17 protein-coding genes and 1 tRNA gene are annotated in these 19,408 nt (G+C 57.9%); 3 read left to right on the top strand and 15 right to left on the bottom strand.

Features of this window, described 5'->3' with window-relative positions:
- From OK142_RS24385 to rpsL, 4 genes are all read right to left on the bottom strand, one after another.
- A partial coding sequence (locus OK142_RS24385) for a GTP-binding protein (protein WP_143850884.1) occupies window positions 1–119 on the bottom strand: 119 nt, incomplete at its 3' end.
- 65 nt (window positions 120–184) lie between these two features.
- Window positions 185–2,284, bottom strand: a complete 2,100-nt coding sequence (gene fusA / locus OK142_RS24380; protein WP_313616855.1) for an elongation factor G — start codon at window positions 2,282–2,284, stop codon at window positions 185–187.
- Between the two features lie 34 nt (window positions 2,285–2,318).
- Window positions 2,319–2,789 carry a 30S ribosomal protein S7 gene (gene rpsG / locus OK142_RS24375; RefSeq protein WP_003507761.1) on the bottom strand — a complete coding sequence of 157 codons (471 nt, stop codon included), beginning with the start codon at window positions 2,787–2,789 and terminating at the stop codon, window positions 2,319–2,321.
- 78 nt (window positions 2,790–2,867) lie between these two features.
- Entirely contained in the window at window positions 2,868–3,239 is a 372-nt protein-coding gene (gene rpsL / locus OK142_RS24370) for a 30S ribosomal protein S12 (protein WP_003507760.1), read from the bottom strand.
- A 530-nt stretch (window positions 3,240–3,769) separates the two neighbouring features.
- Here rpsL and OK142_RS24365 point away from each other — a divergent pair.
- From OK142_RS24365 to OK142_RS24355, 3 genes are all read left to right on the top strand, one after another.
- Window positions 3,770–4,063: a hypothetical protein gene (locus tag OK142_RS24365; RefSeq protein WP_035224059.1), complete on the top strand. Its 294-nt coding sequence runs from the start codon at window positions 3,770–3,772 to the stop codon at window positions 4,061–4,063.
- A gap of 10 nt (window positions 4,064–4,073) precedes the next feature.
- Window positions 4,074–4,424, top strand: a complete 351-nt coding sequence (locus OK142_RS24360) for a VOC family protein (protein WP_498685670.1) — start codon at window positions 4,074–4,076, stop codon at window positions 4,422–4,424.
- 99 nt (window positions 4,425–4,523) lie between these two features.
- Complete coding sequence (locus tag OK142_RS24355) at window positions 4,524–5,606, top strand: helix-turn-helix transcriptional regulator (RefSeq protein WP_313609999.1); 1,083 nt, start codon at window positions 4,524–4,526, stop codon at window positions 5,604–5,606.
- Between the two features lie 129 nt (window positions 5,607–5,735).
- Here the strand turns inward: OK142_RS24355 and rpoC are convergent, their stop codons facing one another.
- The 11 genes from rpoC to OK142_RS24300 form a co-directional block, all read right to left on the bottom strand.
- On the bottom strand, window positions 5,736–9,944 hold the full coding sequence (gene rpoC, locus OK142_RS24350) for a DNA-directed RNA polymerase subunit beta' (protein WP_082182565.1): 4,209 nt from the start codon (window positions 9,942–9,944) through the stop codon (window positions 5,736–5,738).
- 180 nt (window positions 9,945–10,124) lie between these two features.
- Window positions 10,125–14,261 carry a DNA-directed RNA polymerase subunit beta gene (gene rpoB / locus OK142_RS24345; RefSeq protein WP_082182566.1) on the bottom strand — a complete coding sequence of 1,379 codons (4,137 nt, stop codon included), beginning with the start codon at window positions 14,259–14,261 and terminating at the stop codon, window positions 10,125–10,127.
- 262 nt (window positions 14,262–14,523) lie between these two features.
- Window positions 14,524–14,901 (bottom strand): 50S ribosomal protein L7/L12, encoded by a 378-nt coding sequence (gene rplL, locus OK142_RS24340; protein WP_035224052.1) that lies wholly within the window; start codon window positions 14,899–14,901, stop codon window positions 14,524–14,526.
- A 58-nt stretch (window positions 14,902–14,959) separates the two neighbouring features.
- Window positions 14,960–15,478: a 50S ribosomal protein L10 gene (gene rplJ / locus OK142_RS24335; RefSeq protein ID WP_216329932.1), complete on the bottom strand. Its 519-nt coding sequence runs from the start codon at window positions 15,476–15,478 to the stop codon at window positions 14,960–14,962.
- 356 nt (window positions 15,479–15,834) lie between these two features.
- Window positions 15,835–16,530, bottom strand: a complete 696-nt coding sequence (gene rplA, locus OK142_RS24330) for a 50S ribosomal protein L1 (protein ID WP_003523724.1) — start codon at window positions 16,528–16,530, stop codon at window positions 15,835–15,837.
- Between the two features lie 2 nt (window positions 16,531–16,532).
- Window positions 16,533–16,964 carry a 50S ribosomal protein L11 gene (gene rplK, locus OK142_RS24325; protein ID WP_003507702.1) on the bottom strand — a complete coding sequence of 144 codons (432 nt, stop codon included), beginning with the start codon at window positions 16,962–16,964 and terminating at the stop codon, window positions 16,533–16,535.
- Window positions 16,965–17,111: 147 nt separating this feature from the next.
- A complete protein-coding gene (gene nusG, locus OK142_RS24320; RefSeq protein ID WP_137037899.1) occupies window positions 17,112–17,642 on the bottom strand; it encodes a transcription termination/antitermination protein NusG in 531 nt (176 codons plus the stop codon).
- Between the two features lie 21 nt (window positions 17,643–17,663).
- Entirely contained in the window at window positions 17,664–17,864 is a 201-nt protein-coding gene (secE, locus tag OK142_RS24315; RefSeq protein WP_003523719.1) for a preprotein translocase subunit SecE, read from the bottom strand.
- Window positions 17,865–18,050: 186 nt separating this feature from the next.
- Window positions 18,051–18,126 (bottom strand) — tRNA-Trp (locus OK142_RS24310).
- Between the two features lie 171 nt (window positions 18,127–18,297).
- Window positions 18,298–19,137 (bottom strand): hypothetical protein, encoded by an 840-nt coding sequence (locus OK142_RS24305; protein ID WP_082182567.1) that lies wholly within the window; start codon window positions 19,135–19,137, stop codon window positions 18,298–18,300.
- Window positions 19,138–19,290: 153 nt separating this feature from the next.
- The coding region (locus OK142_RS24300; RefSeq protein ID WP_498684919.1) for an EF-Tu C-terminal domain-related protein at window positions 19,291–19,408 on the bottom strand (118 nt) is incomplete at its 5' end.

Below are 19,408 nucleotides of genomic sequence, written 5' to 3'. Positions count from 1 at the left end.
TTGAACTCGCCGAAGAACTTCGTGATCGCGGCGGTCAGCGACGTCTTGCCATGGTCAACGTGACCGATCGTGCCAATGTTGACGTGCGGCTTATTGCGCTCAAACTTGCTCTTTGCCATTAGTGGCTCTCCATTCTTGTCCCTTGACGGGAATAATCTTCAAAATTCGGTGGGGCGTACCCCGATCACTTCTGACCGGAGTACTTAGCCTGGATTTCCTGCGCCACGTTCGACGGAACCGGCGAATAGTGATCGAACGTCATCGAGTACTGAGCGCGGCCCTGCGACATGGAGCGCAGGTTGTCGACGTACTTGAACATGTTCGCGAGCGGAACATGCGCATTGATGACAACGGCGATACCACGGCTTTCCTGACCCTGGATCTGACCACGGCGGGAATTGAGGTCACCGATAACGTCACCGACGTAATCTTCCGGCGTAACGACTTCGACCTTCATCATCGGCTCGAGAAGCTGTGCACCAGCCTTCTTCGCTGCTTCACGGAAGCAGGCACGCGATGCGATTTCGAAGGCGAGAACCGACGAGTCGACGTCGTGGAATGCACCGTCGATCAGCGTCGCCTTGACGCCGAGCATCGGGAAGCCAGCGAGCGGACCGGAAGACAGAACGCTTTCGATACCCTTCTGGACGCCCGGGATGTATTCCTTCGGAACAGCACCGCCGACGATCTTGGATTCGAACTTGAAGTCTTCGCCTTCAGGGTTCGGTTCGAAGATGATCTTCACGCGAGCGAACTGACCGGTACCACCGGACTGCTTCTTGTGCGTGTAATCTTCTTCGTGCTGACGCGTGATGGTTTCGCGATAGGCAACCTGCGGAGCACCGACGGTTGCTTCAACCTTGAACTCGCGACGCATACGGTCAACGAGAATGTCGAGGTGAAGTTCGCCCATGCCCGCGATGATCGTCTGACCGGATTCTTCATCCGTCTTGACGCGGAACGAAGGATCTTCAGCAGCCAGACGGTTGAGCGCGAGGCCCATCTTTTCCTGGTCGCCCTTGGTCTTCGGCTCGATCGCGATCTGGATGACCGGCTCGGGGAATTCCATGCGCTCAAGGATAACCGGCTTCAGCGGATCGCAGAGCGTATCGCCAGTGGTGGTTTCCTTGAGGCCAGCCAGAGCAACGATGTCGCCAGCGAAGGCTTCTTCGATGTCTTCACGGCTGTTGGAGTGCATCTGCAGCATACGGCCGACGCGCTCGCGCTTGTCCTTGACCGTGTTGATGACAGACGTACCCTTTTCGAGCTTGCCCGAGTAGATACGTGCGAAGGTCAGCGAACCTACGAAGGGGTCGTTCATGATCTTGAACGCGAGCATGGAAAGCGGCTCGCTGTCGTCGGCATGACGTTCGATTTCGGCTTCGGTCTTGAAGTCGATGCCCTTGATCGCCGGAATGTCCAGCGGAGAAGGCAGGTAGTCGACGACGGCGTCGAGAAGCGGCTGAACGCCCTTGTTCTTGAACGCGGTACCGCAGAACATCGGGTGGAACTTCACGTCGATGGTGCCGCGACGAACCAGTGCACGGATCTGTTCGTTGTCGGGCATGATGCCGTTCAGGTAGTTTTCCATCGCTTCTTCGTCGATCTCGACAACGGTCTCGATCAGCTTTTCGCGATATTCGTCAGCCTTGGCCTTCATGTCTTCAGGGATTTCGACGACGTCCCACTGAGCGCCGAGCGACTCGTCGCGCCAGATGAGTGCGTTCATCTCGATCAGGTCGATAACGCCCTTGAACTCGGTCTCAGCGCCGATCGGCAGCTGCATGACAACGGCGATGGCGCCGAGACGGGTCTTGATCATTTCTACCGAGCGGTAGAAGTCAGCACCGGTCTTGTCCATCTTGTTGCAGAAGATCATGCGCGGAACATGATACTTCTCGGCCTGGCGCCAGACGGTTTCCGTCTGCGGCTCAACACCGGCGTTGGCGTCGAGCAGCGCGATGGCGCCGTCGAGAACGCGCAGCGAACGCTCGACTTCAATGGTGAAGTCGACGTGGCCGGGGGTGTCGATGATGTTGAAGCGGCGCATCTTGCCGTCGCGACCCTTCCAGAAGGTCGTGGTGGCTGCGGAGGTGATGGTGATACCACGCTCCTGCTCCTGCTCCATCCAGTCCATCGTGGCAGCGCCATCATGAACTTCGCCGATCTTGTGCGACTTACCGGTGTAATAAAGAATACGCTCGGTGGTCGTCGTCTTGCCGGCGTCGATATGCGCCATGATACCGAAATTGCGGTAGTCTTCGATTTTATATTCGCGAGCCATAATGGACTGCCTTTCGATATGCGACCGTTTAAGATTACCAGCGGTAATGCGAGAATGCGCGGTTAGCGTCGGCCATCTTGTGCGTGTCTTCACGCTTCTTGACAGCGGAGCCGCGGTTGTTCGCTGCGTCCATGAGTTCGCCGGAAAGGCGATCGACCATGGTCGTTTCGTTGCGCTTGCGCGCAGCAGTGATCAGCCAGCGGATGGCGAGAGCCTGACGGCGCTCCGGACGAACGTCGACCGGGACCTGGTAAGTTGCACCGCCGACGCGGCGCGAACGCACTTCAACGTGCGGAGCAACGTTGTCGAGGGCGGAGTGGAACACGCCGAGCGGCTCCTGCTTCGTCTTACCCTGAACGACGTCGAATGCGCCGTAAACGATGCTTTCCGCAACAGACTTCTTGCCGTGAAGCATGATGGCGTTCATGAACTTGGTGACGACCAGATCACCGAACTTCGGATCCGGGTTGATCTCACGCTTTTCTGCACTATGGCGACGGGACATATTCTTTGTCTCTCAATGTTATTGACGCTTTACCACGCGGAGAACCTCGCGCAGCGCCGGAATTTGTTTGAACCCGAATTACTTCGGACGCTTCGCACCGTACTTGGAGCGGCGCTGCTTGCGGTTCTTGACGCCCTGGGTATCGAGAACACCGCGGATGATGTGGTAACGCACGCCCGGCAAGTCCTTTACGCGGCCGCCGCGGATCATGACCACGGAGTGTTCCTGAAGGTTGTGACCTTCGCCCGGAATGTAGCCGATGACTTCGAAGCCATTGGTGAGGCGGATCTTGGCAACCTTACGCAGAGCCGAGTTCGGCTTCTTCGGGGTCGTCGTGTAAACGCGGGTGCAAACACCACGCTTCTGCGGGTTTTCCTGAAGAGCAGGAACCTTGTTGCGCTTTACCTGTGCCTGGCGGGGCTTGCGGATCAGCTGGTTTACGGTAGGCATATAACCATCCCTTGCAAAAACTACTTTAGCCACCCTCACGGGTGGCGGCTATGCCGTTTCCGGCGACGAAGCACGCATATATCCTCATGCGCAAAACGTGGCCCGATCCGGTTTCACGGATGGACCACCAAGAGCAGAGGACGCCGGATGAGGCGTCTTGCGTGCAACATTCGTGTCTTCTACGTGCAATGGAGTCTCGGTTGAGATGATGTTCAGGAAAAACCTATCCCGAACGGCCAGCATCCACAGAGGCTCCGATGGCGGGCGTACTACTGTTTTAGCCAGCTTTCGTCAAGGGTGAATCCGCATTTTGCGCCGGCCCCCGCGGCCACAAAGCCCGCGCGCACGCCATTTCCCGCTTCTTCTAACATAAGTCGTCGCCAGCAACAGCGATTTTGACCTCCGGCCTTTGGCTTTTCACAAAATCCGTCTATTGATTCCCTCAAGCGGGTCAGAGACTTCACCCGCCGCGCGCAAGACCGATTCCGGCCGACCCGCGCACTCGCAACGACACATCAAGGAACCGCGTCATGAGCACCCTCCCCGACAACGACAACGGACGCGACGAGCCGATGGTCTTCATCGTCATCGGCAAGGCTTACGAGAACGACAATTCCGAGGGCATCGACATCCACGTCATCCTGCGCGCGCCGGATGATGACACCGCCGTGCGTGAAACGCTGAACGCGCTTTCCGAGGAAGGTTTCATCGAAGCCGACCTCGACCAGATCGGCATGCTGACCGAAGTCCCGGATGAAGAGCCGCACGCTTCCGCCTACCAGGGCGCACTGGAAGGCGAAGTCGCCATCATCCGCTTCGCCTGAGGCCCGCCAGATGACGGTCAGACGCATCGTCGCCAATATCGCGACACCCGACCTTGCGAGGGCGGGTGTCTTTTATCGCGATATTCTCGGCATGACCGTCGCGATGGATCATGGCTGGATCGTGACCTATGCAAGTCCGCTTGAATCCCTGGCGCAGATCAGCTTTGCCAGTGAAGGCGGCTCCGGCACGGCCGTTCCGGACCTCTCCATCGAAGTCGACAATTTCGACGAGGTTCATGCCAGAATACTGAAGGCGGGACTGCCGATTGAATATGGCCCCGTAACGGAGCCATGGGGTGTCCTTCGCCTGTTTGTGCGCGATCCACTCGGAAAGCTGGTCAATATATTAAGTCACTCATAGATTATATACTTTTAATACAATAGTATTATTCAACACATCTATTGAACAACACGAAAATATCAGCTTAAAGTGGTCCCGGCGCAGCATTTCGGTGGCGGGTTGAATAATATATCGTCGGCAGACATTCTTGATGACATTTACGAGGCAGCGCTTTTCCCGGACCGTTGGGCGAAGGTCATCGCCGTAATTGGACAGCGACTCGATTTCTGGGGCGGCGCCCTCACCTGGGGCAAGGGCGAGGAGGAAGCATGGCTCTTCACCCCGAATTTTCAGGAGTTGATGCAGGCCTTCATGGAAGGCGGCTGGAATCATCGCAACGACCGCCTCACCCGTGCAATCCGTGAGGGGCAATTTTCCTTCGTACATGATTTCGATGTCTTCACCCATGATGAATGGGCCGGTTTACCGATCGTGCGCGACTTTCTCATGCCGCGCGGGCTGGGATATGGGGTGGCGACGCAGGTCGCGCCGCCCGATCACCCGGAAATGACGGTGCTTTTTGAGCGCAAGCTCGACAGCGGCGTCATCGGGCCGGAAACCATGGCCGCACTCGGCCAGCTAAGGCCGCATATCGCCCGCAGCCTCACCCTCGCAACAGGTTTGCAGCGCCAGAAAGCCGACGCCATGACGCTCGGCCTCAACGCCATCGGCGCTCCGGCGGCAGTACTTCAGGCAAGCGGCCGCGTTCTTTCCGCCAACACCCTGTTCCAGACGATCCAGAAATGCATTTCCACCCGGGCCCGCGACAGGATTGTGATCTCCGACGAAAGAGTGAACCGGCTGCTCTACAAGGCGCTCGCCGGACACAGCGTCGGCTCCTTCCCGCTGCCGACGGAAGACAGAACCTGCATCCTTCACGTCATACCGCTTCGCAAGGATGCGCTTGACCTGTCGCCGAACGGTTCCGCCATCGTGCTGATATCGCAACCCACGGATACGGTTGCTGACGCGACGCCCCTCCTGAAGAGCCTCTACGATCTCACCAAGGGCGAGGCCCGCGTGGCACTGGAAATCATGAAGGGACTTTCGCTTCCTTCCGTGGCGAAGCAATTGAAGATCTCCCATGAGACCGTCCGCAGTAACGCCAAGTCTATCTATGCCAAGACCGGCAGCACGGGCCAGACCGATCTCGTTCGCCGGCTTTCCGTCTTGACGCGCTACACCATCGGCGGCGAGGCCTGAAAACACGCCCTCGCTGGCAGGTGGACAGATTTGACGTTCCACTCAGCCCAAAACAAAAAACGCCCGGATTACTCCGGGCGTCTTCGTTACTGAACTTCGGCGGGGCTTCGTAAAGCCCCTGCCCTGACCTTATTCCGCAGCCGGAACCTGGTCCGTCATGTCCTGCAGCATCTGGTTCGCGGAACCGGCGCCCGTACCCTTGCGGCGTTCCTCGAGAATGAGGTCGTCGCGCGAGGTGGCGATGCGGCGGATCTGCGTCATGGTGCCGCCGGTACCGGCCGGGATGAGGCGGCCGACGATGACGTTTTCCTTGAGGCCCTGCAGCGTGTCCGTCTTGCCGGCGATCGCAGCTTCCGTGAGAACCTTGGTGGTTTCCTGGAACGATGCGGCCGAGATGAAGGACGGCGTCTGCAGCGAAGCCTTGGTGATGCCGAGCAGAACCGGCTCGCCATAGGCAGGCTTCTTGCCTTCTTCGATCAGGCGGTCGTTGTTGTCGTCAAGCTCGATGCGATCGACGTTGTCACCAACGATGTACTGGCTGTCGCCAGCATCGGTGATTTCAACCTTCTGCAGCATCTGGCGAACGATCACCTCGATGTGCTTGTCGTTGATCACAACGCCCTGCAGACGGTAGACTTCCTGGATTTCGTTCACGAGGTAGGAAGCCAGAGCCTCCACGCCCTTGATCGCCAGAATGTCGTGCGGCGCCGGGTTGCCGTCGAGAATGTATTCGCCCTTCTCGATGTAGTCGCCTTCCTGAAGATGGAAGGGCTTGCCCTTCGGGATCAGGTATTCGACCGGCTCGACGCCGTCTTCCGCAGGCTCGATCATCACGCGACGCTTGTTCTTGTAGTCGCGGCCGAGGCGGATCGTACCATCGATCTCGGCGATGATGGCGTGATCCTTCGGACGACGGGCTTCGAACAGTTCGGCAACGCGCGGCAGACCACCGGTGATGTCCTTCGTCTTGGCGCTTTCCAGCGGCGAACGTGCAAGCACGTCACCCTGGGAGACCTTGGAACCCGGCTCGACCGACAGGATGGCATCCACAGACAGATGGAAGCGGGCTTCGCCACCACGGCTAAGCTTCGCCACAGCGCCGGAAGCATCCTTGATGATGATCGCGGGCTTCAAGTCCGAACCGCGCGGCGTCGAACGCCAGTCAATGACCTGGCGCTTGGTGATGCCGGTGGATTCGTCGGTGGCTTCCAGAACGGAGAGACCGTCGACGAGGTCTTCGAAGTGAACGGTACCTTCCACTTCCGTCATCATCGGACGGGTGTAGGGGTCCCACTCTGCAAGACGCTGGCCACGCTTCACCTTGTCGCCATCATCCACGAAGATTTTCGAACCGTAAGCGACACGCTGCGAGGAACGTTCCGCGCCGCGCTCATCAAGGATCGTAACGGACATGTTACGGCCCATGGCGATGAGAACGCCTTCGGAGTTCCGCAGGATGTTGCGGTTCTTGATCTGGATCGTGCCTTCATACGACGCTTCGAGGAACGACTGGTCGACCACGTTCGCCGTACCACCAAGGTGGAACGTACGCATGGTGAGCTGCGTGCCCGGTTCACCGATCGACTGTGCGGCGATGACGCCAACGGCTTCGCCCATGTTGACAGGCGTACCGCGTGCAAGGTCACGACCGTAGCAGACGCCGCAGACACCGATCTGCACTTCGCAGGTCAGAGCAGAGCGGATGCGAACGGACTGGATGCCCGCCTTTTCGATGGCGGCCACATCGGCCTCATCGATAAGCGTGCCGGCCTTGACGATGTTCTCGCCGGAAACCGGATGATCGATATCATCCAGAGCCGTACGGCCGAGGATACGTGCGCCAAGCGAGGCAACCACCTGACCGGCATCGACGATGGCGGTCATGGTGAGGCCCTTGTCGGTGCCGCAATCCACGGAGTTGACGATGCAATCCTGCGCGACGTCGACGAGACGACGGGTAAGGTAACCCGAGTTCGCCGTCTTCAGAGCGGTGTCTGCAAGACCCTTACGGGCACCGTGGGTCGAGTTGAAGTACTCGTTAACGGTCAGGCCTTCCTTGAAGTTCGAGATGATCGGCGTCTCGATGATTTCACCCGACGGCTTCGCCATCAGGCCGCGCATGCCGCCCAGCTGTCGCATCTGGTTCGGAGAACCACGGGCGCCCGAGTGGGACATCATGTAGATGGAGTTCATCGGCTTCTGGCGGCCCGTTTCCGGATCGAACTCGACAGCCTTGATGCGTGCCATCATCTCTTCGGCGACCTTTTCGGTAGCCTTGCCCCAGGCGTCGACAACCTTGTTGTACTTTTCGCCCTGGGTGATGAGACCATCATTGTACTGCTGTTCGTATTCCTTCACCAAGGCTTCGGTGTCACCGACGATCTTCACCTTGCTGTCCGGAATGACCATGTCGTCCTTGCCGAACGAAATGCCGGCGCGGCAGGCATGGGCAAAGCCGAGCTGCATGATGCGGTCGCAGAAGATGACCGTGTCTTTCTGGCCGCAGTGACGGTAGACCGTGTCGATCATCTTGGAGATGTTCTTCTTGGTCATTTCCTGGTTGCAGACGTCGAAAGGCACGTTGACGTTCTTCGGCAGAAGTTCGCCAATCAGCATACGGCCAGGGGTCGTTTCATGGATCTTCGAAACCGGCTTGCCATCGGCATCCACGGTCTTGAAGCGACCGCGAATCTTGGCATGCAGCGTCACGACCTTGTTTTCAAGCGCGTGATGCAGTTCGCCGATATCCGAGAAGGCCATGCCTTCGCCCGGCTCGTTTTGGTTCATGATCGACAGGTAATACAGGCCGAGAACCATGTCCTGCGAAGGAACGATGATCGGGTGGCCGTTTGCCGGATGCAGAATGTTGTTGGTCGACATCATCAGCACGCGCGCTTCCAGCTGGGCTTCCAGCGAGAGCGGAACGTGAACAGCCATCTGGTCACCGTCAAAGTCGGCGTTGAAGGCCGTGCAGACGAGCGGGTGCAGCTGGATGGCCTTGCCTTCGACCAGCATGGGTTCGAAAGCCTGGATACCCAGACGGTGCAGCGTCGGTGCGCGGTTCAAGAGAACCGGATGCTCGCGGATGACCTCGTCGAGGATATCCCAGACTTCCGGCTTTTCCTTTTCAACCAGCTTCTTGGCCTGCTTGACGGTCGAGGAATAACCCTTGGCGTCGAGGCGGGCATAGATGAACGGCTTGAACAGCTCGAGCGCCATCTTCTTCGGCAGGCCGCACTGGTGCAGCTTCAGTTCCGGACCGGTCACGATGACCGAACGACCGGAATAGTCGACGCGCTTGCCGAGAAGGTTCTGGCGGAAGCGGCCCTGCTTGCCCTTGAGCATGTCGGAGAGCGACTTCAGCGGACGCTTGTTGGCGCCCGTGATGACGCGGCCGCGACGGCCGTTGTCGAACAGCGCATCGACGGATTCCTGCAACATACGCTTTTCGTTGCGGATGATGATGCCAGGCGCACGAAGCTCGATCAGGCGCTTCAGACGGTTGTTACGGTTGATGACGCGACGATAGAGATCGTTAAGGTCGGACGTCGCAAAACGGCCGCCATCCAGCGGAACCAGCGGACGCAGGTCCGGCGGAATTACTGGAACGACCTTCATGATCATCCATTCAGGACGGTTGCCCGACTCCATGAAGTTCTCGACGATCTTCAGGCGCTTCATCAGCTTCTTCTGCTTGAGATCAGACGTGGTCTCAGCAAGTTCGGCACGCAGGTCGCCGGCGATCTTTTCGAGGTTCATCGAAGCCAGCATCTCGTAGATGGCTTCAGCGCCGATCATGGCGGTGAACTGGTCTTCGCCGAATTCGTCAACGGCAATCATGTACTCTTCTTCAGACAGAAGCTGGTTCTGCTTCAGCGAAGTGAGGCCCGGTTCGGTGACGATGTAGTTCTCGAAATAGAGAACGCGCTCGACATCCTTCAGCGTCATGTCGAGCAGGGTCGAGATACGCGAGGGAAGCGACTTCAGGAACCAGATATGGGCAACCGGCGCTGCGAGCTCGATGTGGCCCATGCGCTCACGGCGAACGCGCGACAGCGTCACTTCGACGCCGCACTTTTCGCAGATGATGCCCTTGTACTTCATGCGCTTGTACTTGCCGCACAGGCACTCGTAGTCCTTGATCGGTCCGAAAATACGCGCGCAGAAAAGACCGTCGCGTTCCGGCTTGAACGTACGATAGTTGATGGTTTCCGGCTTCTTGATCTCGCCGTAGGACCACGACAGGATTTTTTCCGGCGAAGCGATCGAAATCCGGATGGAATCGAAATGCTGCGCAGGCACCTGAGGATTGAAAAGATTCATGACCTCTTGGTTCATGCCTTGTCTCCTTGAGAGGCTAGCTGCTGCCCCTGTTTGCATCTGGACCGGCTTCTTCCCGGGTCACCGTCCAGAGCTTTAAATACGGATTTAACCGCACAATGCGGCGAAAGTGTCCCACACCGGCCTGGCCGATGCGGGAGCCGGCAGGCGCCCAAAAGGCGCCCGCCTCTCTCATTTTTATTCCGCCGCGTCGGGCAGCTGGTCCTCGGGCTGGTTCTCGATCTTCGAGTTTTCCAGTTCGACCGAAAGACCGAGCGACCGCATTTCCTTGACGAGAACGTTGAAGCTCTCGGGGATACCGGCCTCGAAGGTGTCGTCGCCACGGACGATCGCTTCGTAGACCTTGGTGCGGCCCGCCACGTCATCCGACTTGACGGTGAGCATTTCCTGCAGCGTGTAAGCCGCGCCGTATGCTTCCAGAGCCCAGACTTCCATTTCCCCGAAGCGCTGTCCGCCGAACTGCGCCTTGCCGCCCAGCGGCTGCTGGGTAACGAGCGAGTAAGGACCGATCGAGCGAGCGTGAATCTTGTCGTCGACAAGGTGGTTCAGCTTGATCATGTACATGTAGCCGACGGTGACCTTGCGGTCGAACGGCTCACCGGTACGACCGTCATAAAGAACGGACTGACCGGATTCATGCAGACCTGCCTTCTTCAGCATCGCGGCAACGTCGGGCTCATGCGCACCGTCGAAGACCGGGGTCGCGATGGAAACACCGCGCTTGGCTTCTTCGGCAAGCTTGACCAGCGATTCGTCATCGAAGCGCTGCACCTCGTCATGCGATTCACTCGCATAGATTTCGGTGAGTTCGGTGCGAAGCTCGCTAATGTCCATCGTCTTGCGATACTCTTCGAGCATCTCGCCGATCTTCTTGCCCATGCCTGCGCATGCCCATGCGAGGTGGGTTTCGAGGATCTGGCCCACGTTCATGCGCGAAGGCACGCCGAGCGGGTTCAAGCAGATGTCGACATGCGTGCCGTCTTCGAGGAACGGCATGTCCTCGACAGGAACGATACGCGAGACGACGCCCTTGTTACCGTGACGGCCGGCCATCTTGTCGCCCGGCTGGATCTTGCGCTTAACAGCAACGAAGACCTTGACCATCTTCATGACGCCCGGAGGCATTTCGTCGCCGCGCTGGACCTTTTCGACCTTGTCCATGAAGCGCTGTTCAAGGCGCGACTTGGATTCGTCATACTGGCCGCGAAGCGCTTCCAGTTCGGACTGGGCCTTTTCGTCTTCGACTGCAAACATCCACCACTGCGAGCGGGGATATTCGGAGACGACGGCGTTGGAAAGCTCGACGCCCTTCTTGAAGCCCTTAGGACCGGCGATGGAAACATGACCACGCAGCATGTCGATCAGGCGGCCGTAGACGTTACGGTCAAGAATTGCCTGTTCGTCGTCGCGGTCCTTCGCCAGACGCTCGATCTCTTCGCGCTCGATAGCCATCGCGCGCTCGTCCTTCTCCACACCGTGACGGTTGAAGACGCGGACTTCCACGACCGTACCGAACGTGCCCGGAGGCATGCGCATGGACGTGTCGCGAACGTCGGAAGCCTTTTCACCGAAGATGGCGCGCAGAAGCTTTTCTTCCGGCGTCATCGGGCTTTCGCCCTTCGGCGTGATCTTGCCGACGAGGATGTCGCCCGGCTGAACTTCCGCACCGATGTAAACGATACCGGCTTCGTCGAGGTTCTTCAGCGCTTCTTCCGAAACGTTCGGAATGTCGCGCGTGATTTCTTCCGGACCAAGCTTCGTGTCGCGTGCCATCACTTCGAATTCTTCGATGTGGATGGAGGTGAACACGTCGTCGGAAACGATACGCTCCGACATCAGGATCGAGTCTTCGTAGTTGTAGCCGTTCCAGGGCATGAACGCGACGAGCGCGTTGCGGCCGAGTGCCAGGTCGCCGAGGTCGGTCGACGGACCGTCCGCGATGATGTCACCCTTGGAGATCAGATCTCCGACGGCGACCAGCGGACGCTGGTTGACGCAGGTGTTCTGGTTCGAACGCTGGAACTTCTGCAGACGGTAGATATCGACGCCCGACTTACCGGCATCGAGGTCTTCCGTAGCGCGGATAACGATACGCGTCGCATCCACCTGGTCGACAACACCGCCGCGGCGAGCCGCGATGGCAGCGCCGGAGTCACGGGCAACGATCGGTTCCATGCCGGTGCCGACGAACGGCGCTTCCGCCCGCAGAAGCGGAACGGCCTGACGCTGCATGTTCGAGCCCATGAGAGCGCGGTTGGCGTCGTCGTTTTCCAGGAACGGAATGAGAGCCGCCGCGACCGAAACGAGCTGCTTCGGCGAAACGTCCATCAGGTTGATGTTGTCGCGCGGTGCGAGCATGACTTCGCCCGAGTGACGGCAAACAACGAACTCTTCAGTGAAGGCGCCTTCGCCATCGAGTTCGGCATTGGCCTGTGCGACGTAGTACTTGGCCTCTTCCATGGCGGAGAGGTAGATCACGTCCGTCGTCACCTTGCCGTCAATGATCTTGCGGTACGGGCTTTCAATGAAGCCGTACTTGTTGACGCGGGCAAAGGTGGCAAGCGAGTTGATCAGACCGATGTTCGGGCCTTCCGGCGTTTCGATCGGGCAGATACGGCCATAGTGGGTCGGGTGAACGTCGCGGACTTCGAAGCCGGCGCGCTCACGGGTCAGACCACCCGGTCCAAGAGCCGAAAGACGGCGCTTGTGAGTGATTTCCGAAAGCGGGTTCACCTGGTCCATGAACTGCGACAGCTGCGAGGAACCGAAGAATTCACGAACGGCGGCTGCTGCCGGCTTCGCGTTGATCAGGTCCTGCGGCATCACGGTGTCGATTTCGATCGAGGACATACGTTCCTTGATCGCACGTTCCATGCGCAGAAGGCCGAGGCGGTACTGGTTTTCCATCAGCTCGCCGACCGAACGAACACGGCGGTTGCCGAGGTTGTCGATGTCGTCGATTTCGCCCTTGCCGTCACGCAGTTCGACCAGCATCTTGACGACCGCGAGGATGTCTTCCTTGCGCAGCGTGCGCACGGTGTCTTCCGCGTCGAGGTCGAGACGCATGTTCATCTTCACGCGGCCAACGGCCGAGAGATCGTAACGTTCGGCATCGAAGAACAGCGAGTTGAACATCGCTTCCGCCGAATCCATGGTCGGCGGTTCACCCGGACGCATGACGCGGTAGATGTCGAACAGCGCTTCCTGACGGTTCTGGTTCTTGTCGGCAGAGAGCGTATTACGGATGTAGGCGCCAACATTGACGTGGTCGATGTTGAGGACCGGAATCTCGTCGAAGCCGGACTGGAGAATGAGACCAAGCGTCTTCTCGTCGATTTCGTCGCCGGCTTCGAGATAGATCTCGCCCGTCGAGTAGTTGACGATGTCTTCGGCAAGGAAGTTGCCGTAGAGGTCTTCGTCAGTCGCCTTGAGTGCCTTCAGGCCCTTGTCCACGAGCTGGCGGATAAGGCGCGGGGTCAGCTTCTTGCCACCTTCGACAACGACTTCGCCGGTGTCGGCGTCGATCATGTCGGTGATGACCTTGGCATTCTTCAGTGCGTCAGGCTGGAACGGAATACGCCAGCCGTCACCGGAGCGCTCGTAGGTAGCCTTGGTATAGAAGGTCGACAGGATTTCTTCGCCATCCATGCCGAGCGCCATCAGGAGCGAGGTCACGGGCAGCTTGCGGCGACGGTCGATACGCGCATAGACGATGTCCTTGGCGTCGAACTCGATGTCGAGCCAGGAACCGCGGTAAGGAATGACGCGGGCGGCGAAGAGCAGCTTGCCGGAAGAATGGCTCTTGCCCTTGTCATGATCGAAGAACACGCCCGGCGAACGGTGCATCTGCGAAACGATGACGCGCTCGGTACCGTTGACGATAAACGTGCCGTTATTGGTCATGAGCGGCATGTCGCCCATGTAGACGGACTGTTCCTTGATGTCCTTGATGGACTTCGCGCCTGTATCCTCGTCGATATCGAACACGATGAGGCGCAGCGTCACTTTCAGCGGCGCTGCATAGGTCAGATCGCGCTGACGGCATTCCTCGACGTCGAACTTCGGCGCTTCGAATTCGTAGGATACGAATTCGAGCATGGATGCGCCCGAGAAATCGGTGATCGGGAATACGGATTTGAATACGGCATTCAATCCCTCGTCGGGACGGCCACCCTTGGGCTCGTCAACCATGAGAAACTGGTCGTACGAAGCCTTCTGAACCTCGATGAGGTTCGGCATTTCCGCTACTTCTGGAATTTTGCCGAAAAACTTGCGTACGCGCCTACGACCGTTAAACGAAAGGGTCTGAGCCATCGTCGCTCCTTTAAAATTGCATCCGGGCCTGCAACGGACGGGAACCGATGGCCAGTCGATCCCGTCAAGCAATGGGTATCATCAATCTCGTTCCACATCCCGGATCGATCAGGCCGGATTGCCTAGATGAGCCGGTTCGGAACCATTCTCTTGAAGAACCCATTACCCAAAAGCCATTTTCAAGCGGCTTTTGGGTAATAAGTTTTAAAAACGATAACGACGGAAAGGGGCCTGAAGCCCCTTCCCGCCAGCAATCGCAAGATTACTTAACGTCAACCTTGGCGCCTGCGTCCTCAAGCTTCTTCTTGAGGTCGGCAGCTTCAGCCTTGGAAACGGCTTCCTTGACCGGCTTCGGAGCGCCTTCAACGAGGTCCTTTGCTTCCTTCAGGCCGAGGCCCGTGATAGCGCGAACTTCCTTGATGACGTTGATCTTGTTGGCGCCAGCGTCAACGAGGATCACGTCGAATTCGGTCTTTTCTTCTTCAACAGCAGCAGCAACGCCAGCGCCGCCAGCAGCAGCAACTGCTACCGGAGCAGCAGCGGAAACGCCCCACTTTTCTTCGAGAAGCTTCGACAGTTCTGCAGCTTCCAGAACGGTCAGGGTGGAGAGGTCTTCTACGATCTTTGCGAGATCAGCCATTTTTCAGTTCCTTTAATTCGGTTCGAACCGGTTTGAATATTTACAGCGAAAAACCGCCTTAAGCGGCTTCGTCCTTCTTGGCGTAAGCCGAAAACACGCGTGCAAGCTGGCTTGCAGGTGCGGCGACAACCGTAGCGACGCGAGTTGCCGGGGCATTGAGAAGGCCCAGCAGCTTTGCGCGCAGCTCGTCCAGCGAAGGCAGGGTCGCAAGCGACTTGACTGCATCGGCGTTGAGCGTGGTTGCACCCATGGCGCCGCCGAGAACAACGACCTTGTCGTTGGTCTTGGCGAAATCCATGACGACTTTCGGAGCGATCATCGGGTCGACGCTGTATGCAATCAGCGTCTGGCCCTTGAAGAGATCTGTCATCCCTTCCGACTCCGTGCCCTGAAGAGCGATCTTGGCCAGGCGGTTCTTCGCGACCTTGACGGTGCCTCCGGCAGCGCGCATTTTCGAACGGAAGTCGTTCATTTGCGCAACGGTGACACCAGCATAGTGGGCCACGACAACCGAACCGGAAGCCTTGAAGACTTCGTTCAGCTCCGTGACGAATTCGCGTTTTTCCGCTCTTTCCACTGTCTGTCTCCAGTAGACGGGGCCACATAAGTGTGAACCCGTCGGGTTTGCCTTTGCCCCAAGGGACCTTTTTACAAAGATCCCGAGCGACGCTCGAGGATCCTGTCCCCCGCTCTGTCGCCGCAAACGGCTTCAGGCACAGGCACACCAGGTTCGAACCGGACAGTCAGGCATCGAAAGATGCCTCAAATCCAGCCTCACCCGTCTCATGCAGGTTGAATGATTAAGGCCAAATCCCGAAAGACGTGGCCACCTGCAATCTCGGACAGGAGTTCCGGGTTTCCCCGGAAATCTCCGGCTCCCTGAGAGCCGGAAATTCTTTTAGTCACGCTCCCCGAAGGAAACGTGAGAATTGATTATGCCGTAACCGACGAAGGGTCGATCTTGACGCCCGGACCCATGGTCGAGGAAATCGCGACGCGCTTGACATAGTTGCCCTTGGCGCCAGTCGGCTTTGCCTTGATGACGGCATCGGCGAAAGCCTTGATGTTTTCCTCAAGAGCCTTGGCGTCGAACGAAGCCTTGCCAACGCCAGCGTGTACGATACCGGCCTTTTCGACGCGGAACTCGACAGCGCCGCCCTTGGATGCCTTGACGGCGCCGGCAACATCCATCGTCACCGTACCGACCTTCGGGTTCGGCATCATGCCACGCGGGCCGAGTACCTTGCCGAGACGACCGACGAGCGGCATCATGTCCGGGGTCGCGATGCAACGATCGAAGTCGATCTTGCCGCCCTGAACGATTTCAACCAGTTCTTCTGCACCAACAACGTCAGCGCCAGCAGCCGTGGCTTCATCAGCCTTGGCACCTCGGGCGAAAACGGCGACGCGAACGTCACGGCCAGTGCCGTTCGGCAGGTTGACAACGCCACGAACCATCTGGTCCGCATGACGCGGGTCAACACCGAGGTTCATCGAAACTTCAACGGTTTCGTCGAACTTGGCGACAGCACGTTCCTTGACCATCGAAATGGCGTCGGTGAGAACGTAAAGCTTGTTGGGATCCACACCTTCGCGGATCTTCTGAATGCGCTTTGCTACCTTGGCCATGATCAACCTACCACTTCCAGGCCCATGGCGCGGGCGGAGCCCTCAACCATTGCCATTGCGCCTTCGATGTCGGCTGCGTTCAGATCCTTCATCTTGGCTTCTGCGATCGTCTTGACCTGAGCCTTGGTGATGGAGCCGATCTTGGCGCCCTTGCCAGGCGTCTTGGAACCGGAGGTGATCTTGGCTTCCTTCTTCAGCCAATACGTCATCGGCGGCTGCTTCATGACGAAGGTGAAGGACTTGTCCTGGTAATAGGTGATGACGACCGGGATCGGCATACCCTTTTCCATTTCCTGCGTGGCGGCATTGAACGCCTTGCAGAATTCCATGATGTTAATGCCACGCTGACCAAGTGCAGGACCGATCGGCGGGGACGGATTGGCCGCCCCGGCCTTTACCTGCAGCTTGAGTTGGCCTGCAACTTTCTTAGCCATATCTCTCTGCCTTTCAATTCAAACCGGTTGCCCGGCTTCTCTTCTAGCCGGATCGCTCCGGCGGCTGCGGTTGCGTGGTGCGGTGCCCTGCCCCGGCTTAGAGAGCCAGTTTGCCTTCCACGCGGCTTGGGGGTTTCACCCCTCCAATCAGACCTTCTCGACCTGATTGTATTCCAGCTCGACCGGCGTAGCGCGGCCGAAAATCGAAACTTCCACCTTCAGGCGCGAACGCTCTTCGTCGACATCCTGAACCACGCCGTTGAACGACGCGAACGGACCGTCGGAAACGCGAACCTGCTCGCCGATCTCGAACGAAACCGAAGACTTCGGACGCTCGACACCTTCCTGAACCTGACCGAGGATACGCTCGGCTTCATAATCCGGAATCGGAACAGGCTTATTGTCCGACCCGAGGAAACCGGTAACCTTCGGCGTGTTCTTGATGAGGTGATAGGCCTCATCCGTCAGGTTGGCGCGCACCAGCACGTAACCTGGAAAGAACTTGCGCTCGCTGTCGACCTTGCGGCCGCGACGCACCTCGACAACCTTTTCGGTCGGAACGAGGATTTTCTCGAAAAGATGATCAAGACCCTTCTGGCGGGCCTTTTCTTCGATCGATTCGGCGACCTTCTTTTCGAAATTCGAATAGGCGTGAACGATATACCAACGCGCTGCCATTTTTATTCTCCGTTCAATTCGTTACCGACCGACGTTCAGCACGAGGCTGAGCAGCCAGCCGATGAGCTGGTCAGCAGCAAAAAAGAACAGAGCCGCAAAAATGACCATCACGAGCACCATAGCCGTCGAAATCATGGTCTCGCGGCGCGATGGCCAAGTGATCTTTGACGCTTCGGCGCGAACCTGCTGCAGAAACGTAAACGGATTGGTTTTGGATGCCATTGACTGCCCACGCAATTACGGCGCGTAAAGCCGATACTAATCAGCCCCACGCACCGCGTGTCTGTTTTGACCCTACATAAACACCGATTCCCCTTTTAACAAGAGGAAATCGACATTCGGCGAAATTCGCCGGAAATCCGGCACCCATCTGCCATGCAGCGAAGACCCGCGCTTGCGAATGGAAAGTGGCAGGGGCAGAGGGGCTCGAACCCCCGACCTGCGGTTTTGGAGACCGCCGCTCTACCAGCTGAGCTATACCCCTTCAGACCAAAACTGACCGCGAAAATCGCTTGGTCAATTCGGTATGCGCTCCTTTAAGGTGCAGGGAAAAGAATGGCAAGTGTGTTTTTTGTTTTTTCACACATCATCCAGCGAATTGCACAACAAAGGTCAGCGTGAGTTCCTGCGCCCTGCGGAGGATAAATCGCGCCATCTATCTACCTGCTTCTTCCGAGGCAACATCGGCGCTGGTGGCATGTTTAGGCTGCTGCTCTGGCCCCGGCCTGTTCGCGCTTGCAACGATATCGCTGAACCGTCTGCTCCAATCACCCAGCGTCGCAAGCAGCGGAGCGGCTTCGGTACCGGTGGACGGGCAATTCATCGTTAAAACCTGCGATGAGATTTCCGAACTCAACGTTATAAGCCCAAAGTGGATTTGTGCCTGTTTGGCAATCTGATCCTGCCCCGCAAGAAGGGACGACAAGGCCGTGACGGCCGTAACGGTTGCGGGAAAAACAATCGCGAGAACTTTTATATGGGAGCCAAAGCGCCTGCCCGCTTGCGAATACTCCGATGAATTCAGGCCTGCAAATATCGTCGTCAGCATACCAAGGCAAATGATAGTGATGGAGAAGTTTCTGGATCTCTCCTGCAGTCTCTGCATTTCATATTTCGCTAGATTTCGCTCTCGTGGGATACGATCCTGCAACGCCGTGAAGCCGGAAACGAATTTCGCAGCCGTACTGACGTCCGGATAACTACCCGCGCAACGGCCAAGCCACAATGTGATATCCGAATCGCTGCCTGCCCACCGGGGATCAAATCCAAAAGCCAGCTCGAACGGAGCCCTGTCGCTACGAGCCACCCGCTTGAAAAACTTTGTCACGGGGCTGTAGGCGGATTCCAGGCCGTAGGTGAACTCCTCGGAAGCCGAATCTGTGAGCTCAGTCGGCGCGACCACGTAAACCGTGAGCAACACGAACCATAGTCCGACAACAGCGACGACCAGAAGCGTAAAAGATTTCAGCAGTATCAAAGTATATTTTAAAAACATGCCGCACCCCCCAGCGTTGAATATCTATCTCATAGGTTGAGAGGGGCGACAATATTGTTGAATCTGGGAGCGCGTTAAATTCCCAGCACCGTACAAAGCAAAAACCCCGCTGTCTCCAGCGGGGTTTTCTTCAAGCCCTTGCGGGTTTGAATATTACTCGACGATCGAAGCGACGATGCCGGCGCCGACGGTACGGCCGCCTTCGCGGATAGCGAAGCGCAGCTTTTCTTCCATCGCGATCGGAACGATCAGCTCGACTTCAACGGTGACG

Origin of the sequence: Agrobacterium sp. BT-220-3 (genome assembly GCF_025910175.1) — a bacterium.
GTDB classification, from domain to species: Bacteria; Pseudomonadota; Alphaproteobacteria; order Rhizobiales; family Rhizobiaceae; genus Agrobacterium; species Agrobacterium oryzihabitans.
This window is presented reverse-complemented; position numbering and strand designations above follow the sequence as displayed.

Bases quoted from the DNA above. Each gene is read 5' to 3' on its own strand.
- OK142_RS24365 (WP_035224059.1), top strand. From the start codon at position 3,770: ATGAGCACCCTCCCCGACAACGACAACGGACGCGACGAGCCGATGGTC.
- rplA (WP_003523724.1), bottom strand. From the start codon at position 16,530: ATGGCCAAGGTAGCAAAGCGCATTCAGAAGATCCGCGAAGGTGTGGAT.
- OK142_RS24305 (WP_082182567.1), bottom strand. From the start codon at position 19,137: ATGTTTTTAAAATATACTTTGATACTGCTGAAATCTTTTACGCTTCTG.
- rplK (WP_003507702.1), bottom strand. From the start codon at position 16,964: ATGGCTAAGAAAGTTGCAGGCCAACTCAAGCTGCAGGTAAAGGCCGGG.
- rpoB (WP_082182566.1), bottom strand. From the start codon at position 14,261: ATGGCTCAGACCCTTTCGTTTAACGGTCGTAGGCGCGTACGCAAGTTT.
- OK142_RS24360 (WP_498685670.1), top strand. From the start codon at position 4,074: ATGACGGTCAGACGCATCGTCGCCAATATCGCGACACCCGACCTTGCG.
- rpsL (WP_003507760.1), bottom strand. From the start codon at position 3,239: ATGCCTACCGTAAACCAGCTGATCCGCAAGCCCCGCCAGGCACAGGTA.
- nusG (WP_137037899.1), bottom strand. From the start codon at position 17,642: ATGGCAGCGCGTTGGTATATCGTTCACGCCTATTCGAATTTCGAAAAG.
- rpsG (WP_003507761.1), bottom strand. From the start codon at position 2,789: ATGTCCCGTCGCCATAGTGCAGAAAAGCGTGAGATCAACCCGGATCCG.
- rplL (WP_035224052.1), bottom strand. From the start codon at position 14,901: ATGGCTGATCTCGCAAAGATCGTAGAAGACCTCTCCACCCTGACCGTT.
- rpoC (WP_082182565.1), bottom strand. From the start codon at position 9,944: ATGAACCAAGAGGTCATGAATCTTTTCAATCCTCAGGTGCCTGCGCAG.
- secE (WP_003523719.1), bottom strand. From the start codon at position 17,864: ATGGCATCCAAAACCAATCCGTTTACGTTTCTGCAGCAGGTTCGCGCC.
- fusA (WP_313616855.1), bottom strand. From the start codon at position 2,284: ATGGCTCGCGAATATAAAATCGAAGACTACCGCAATTTCGGTATCATG.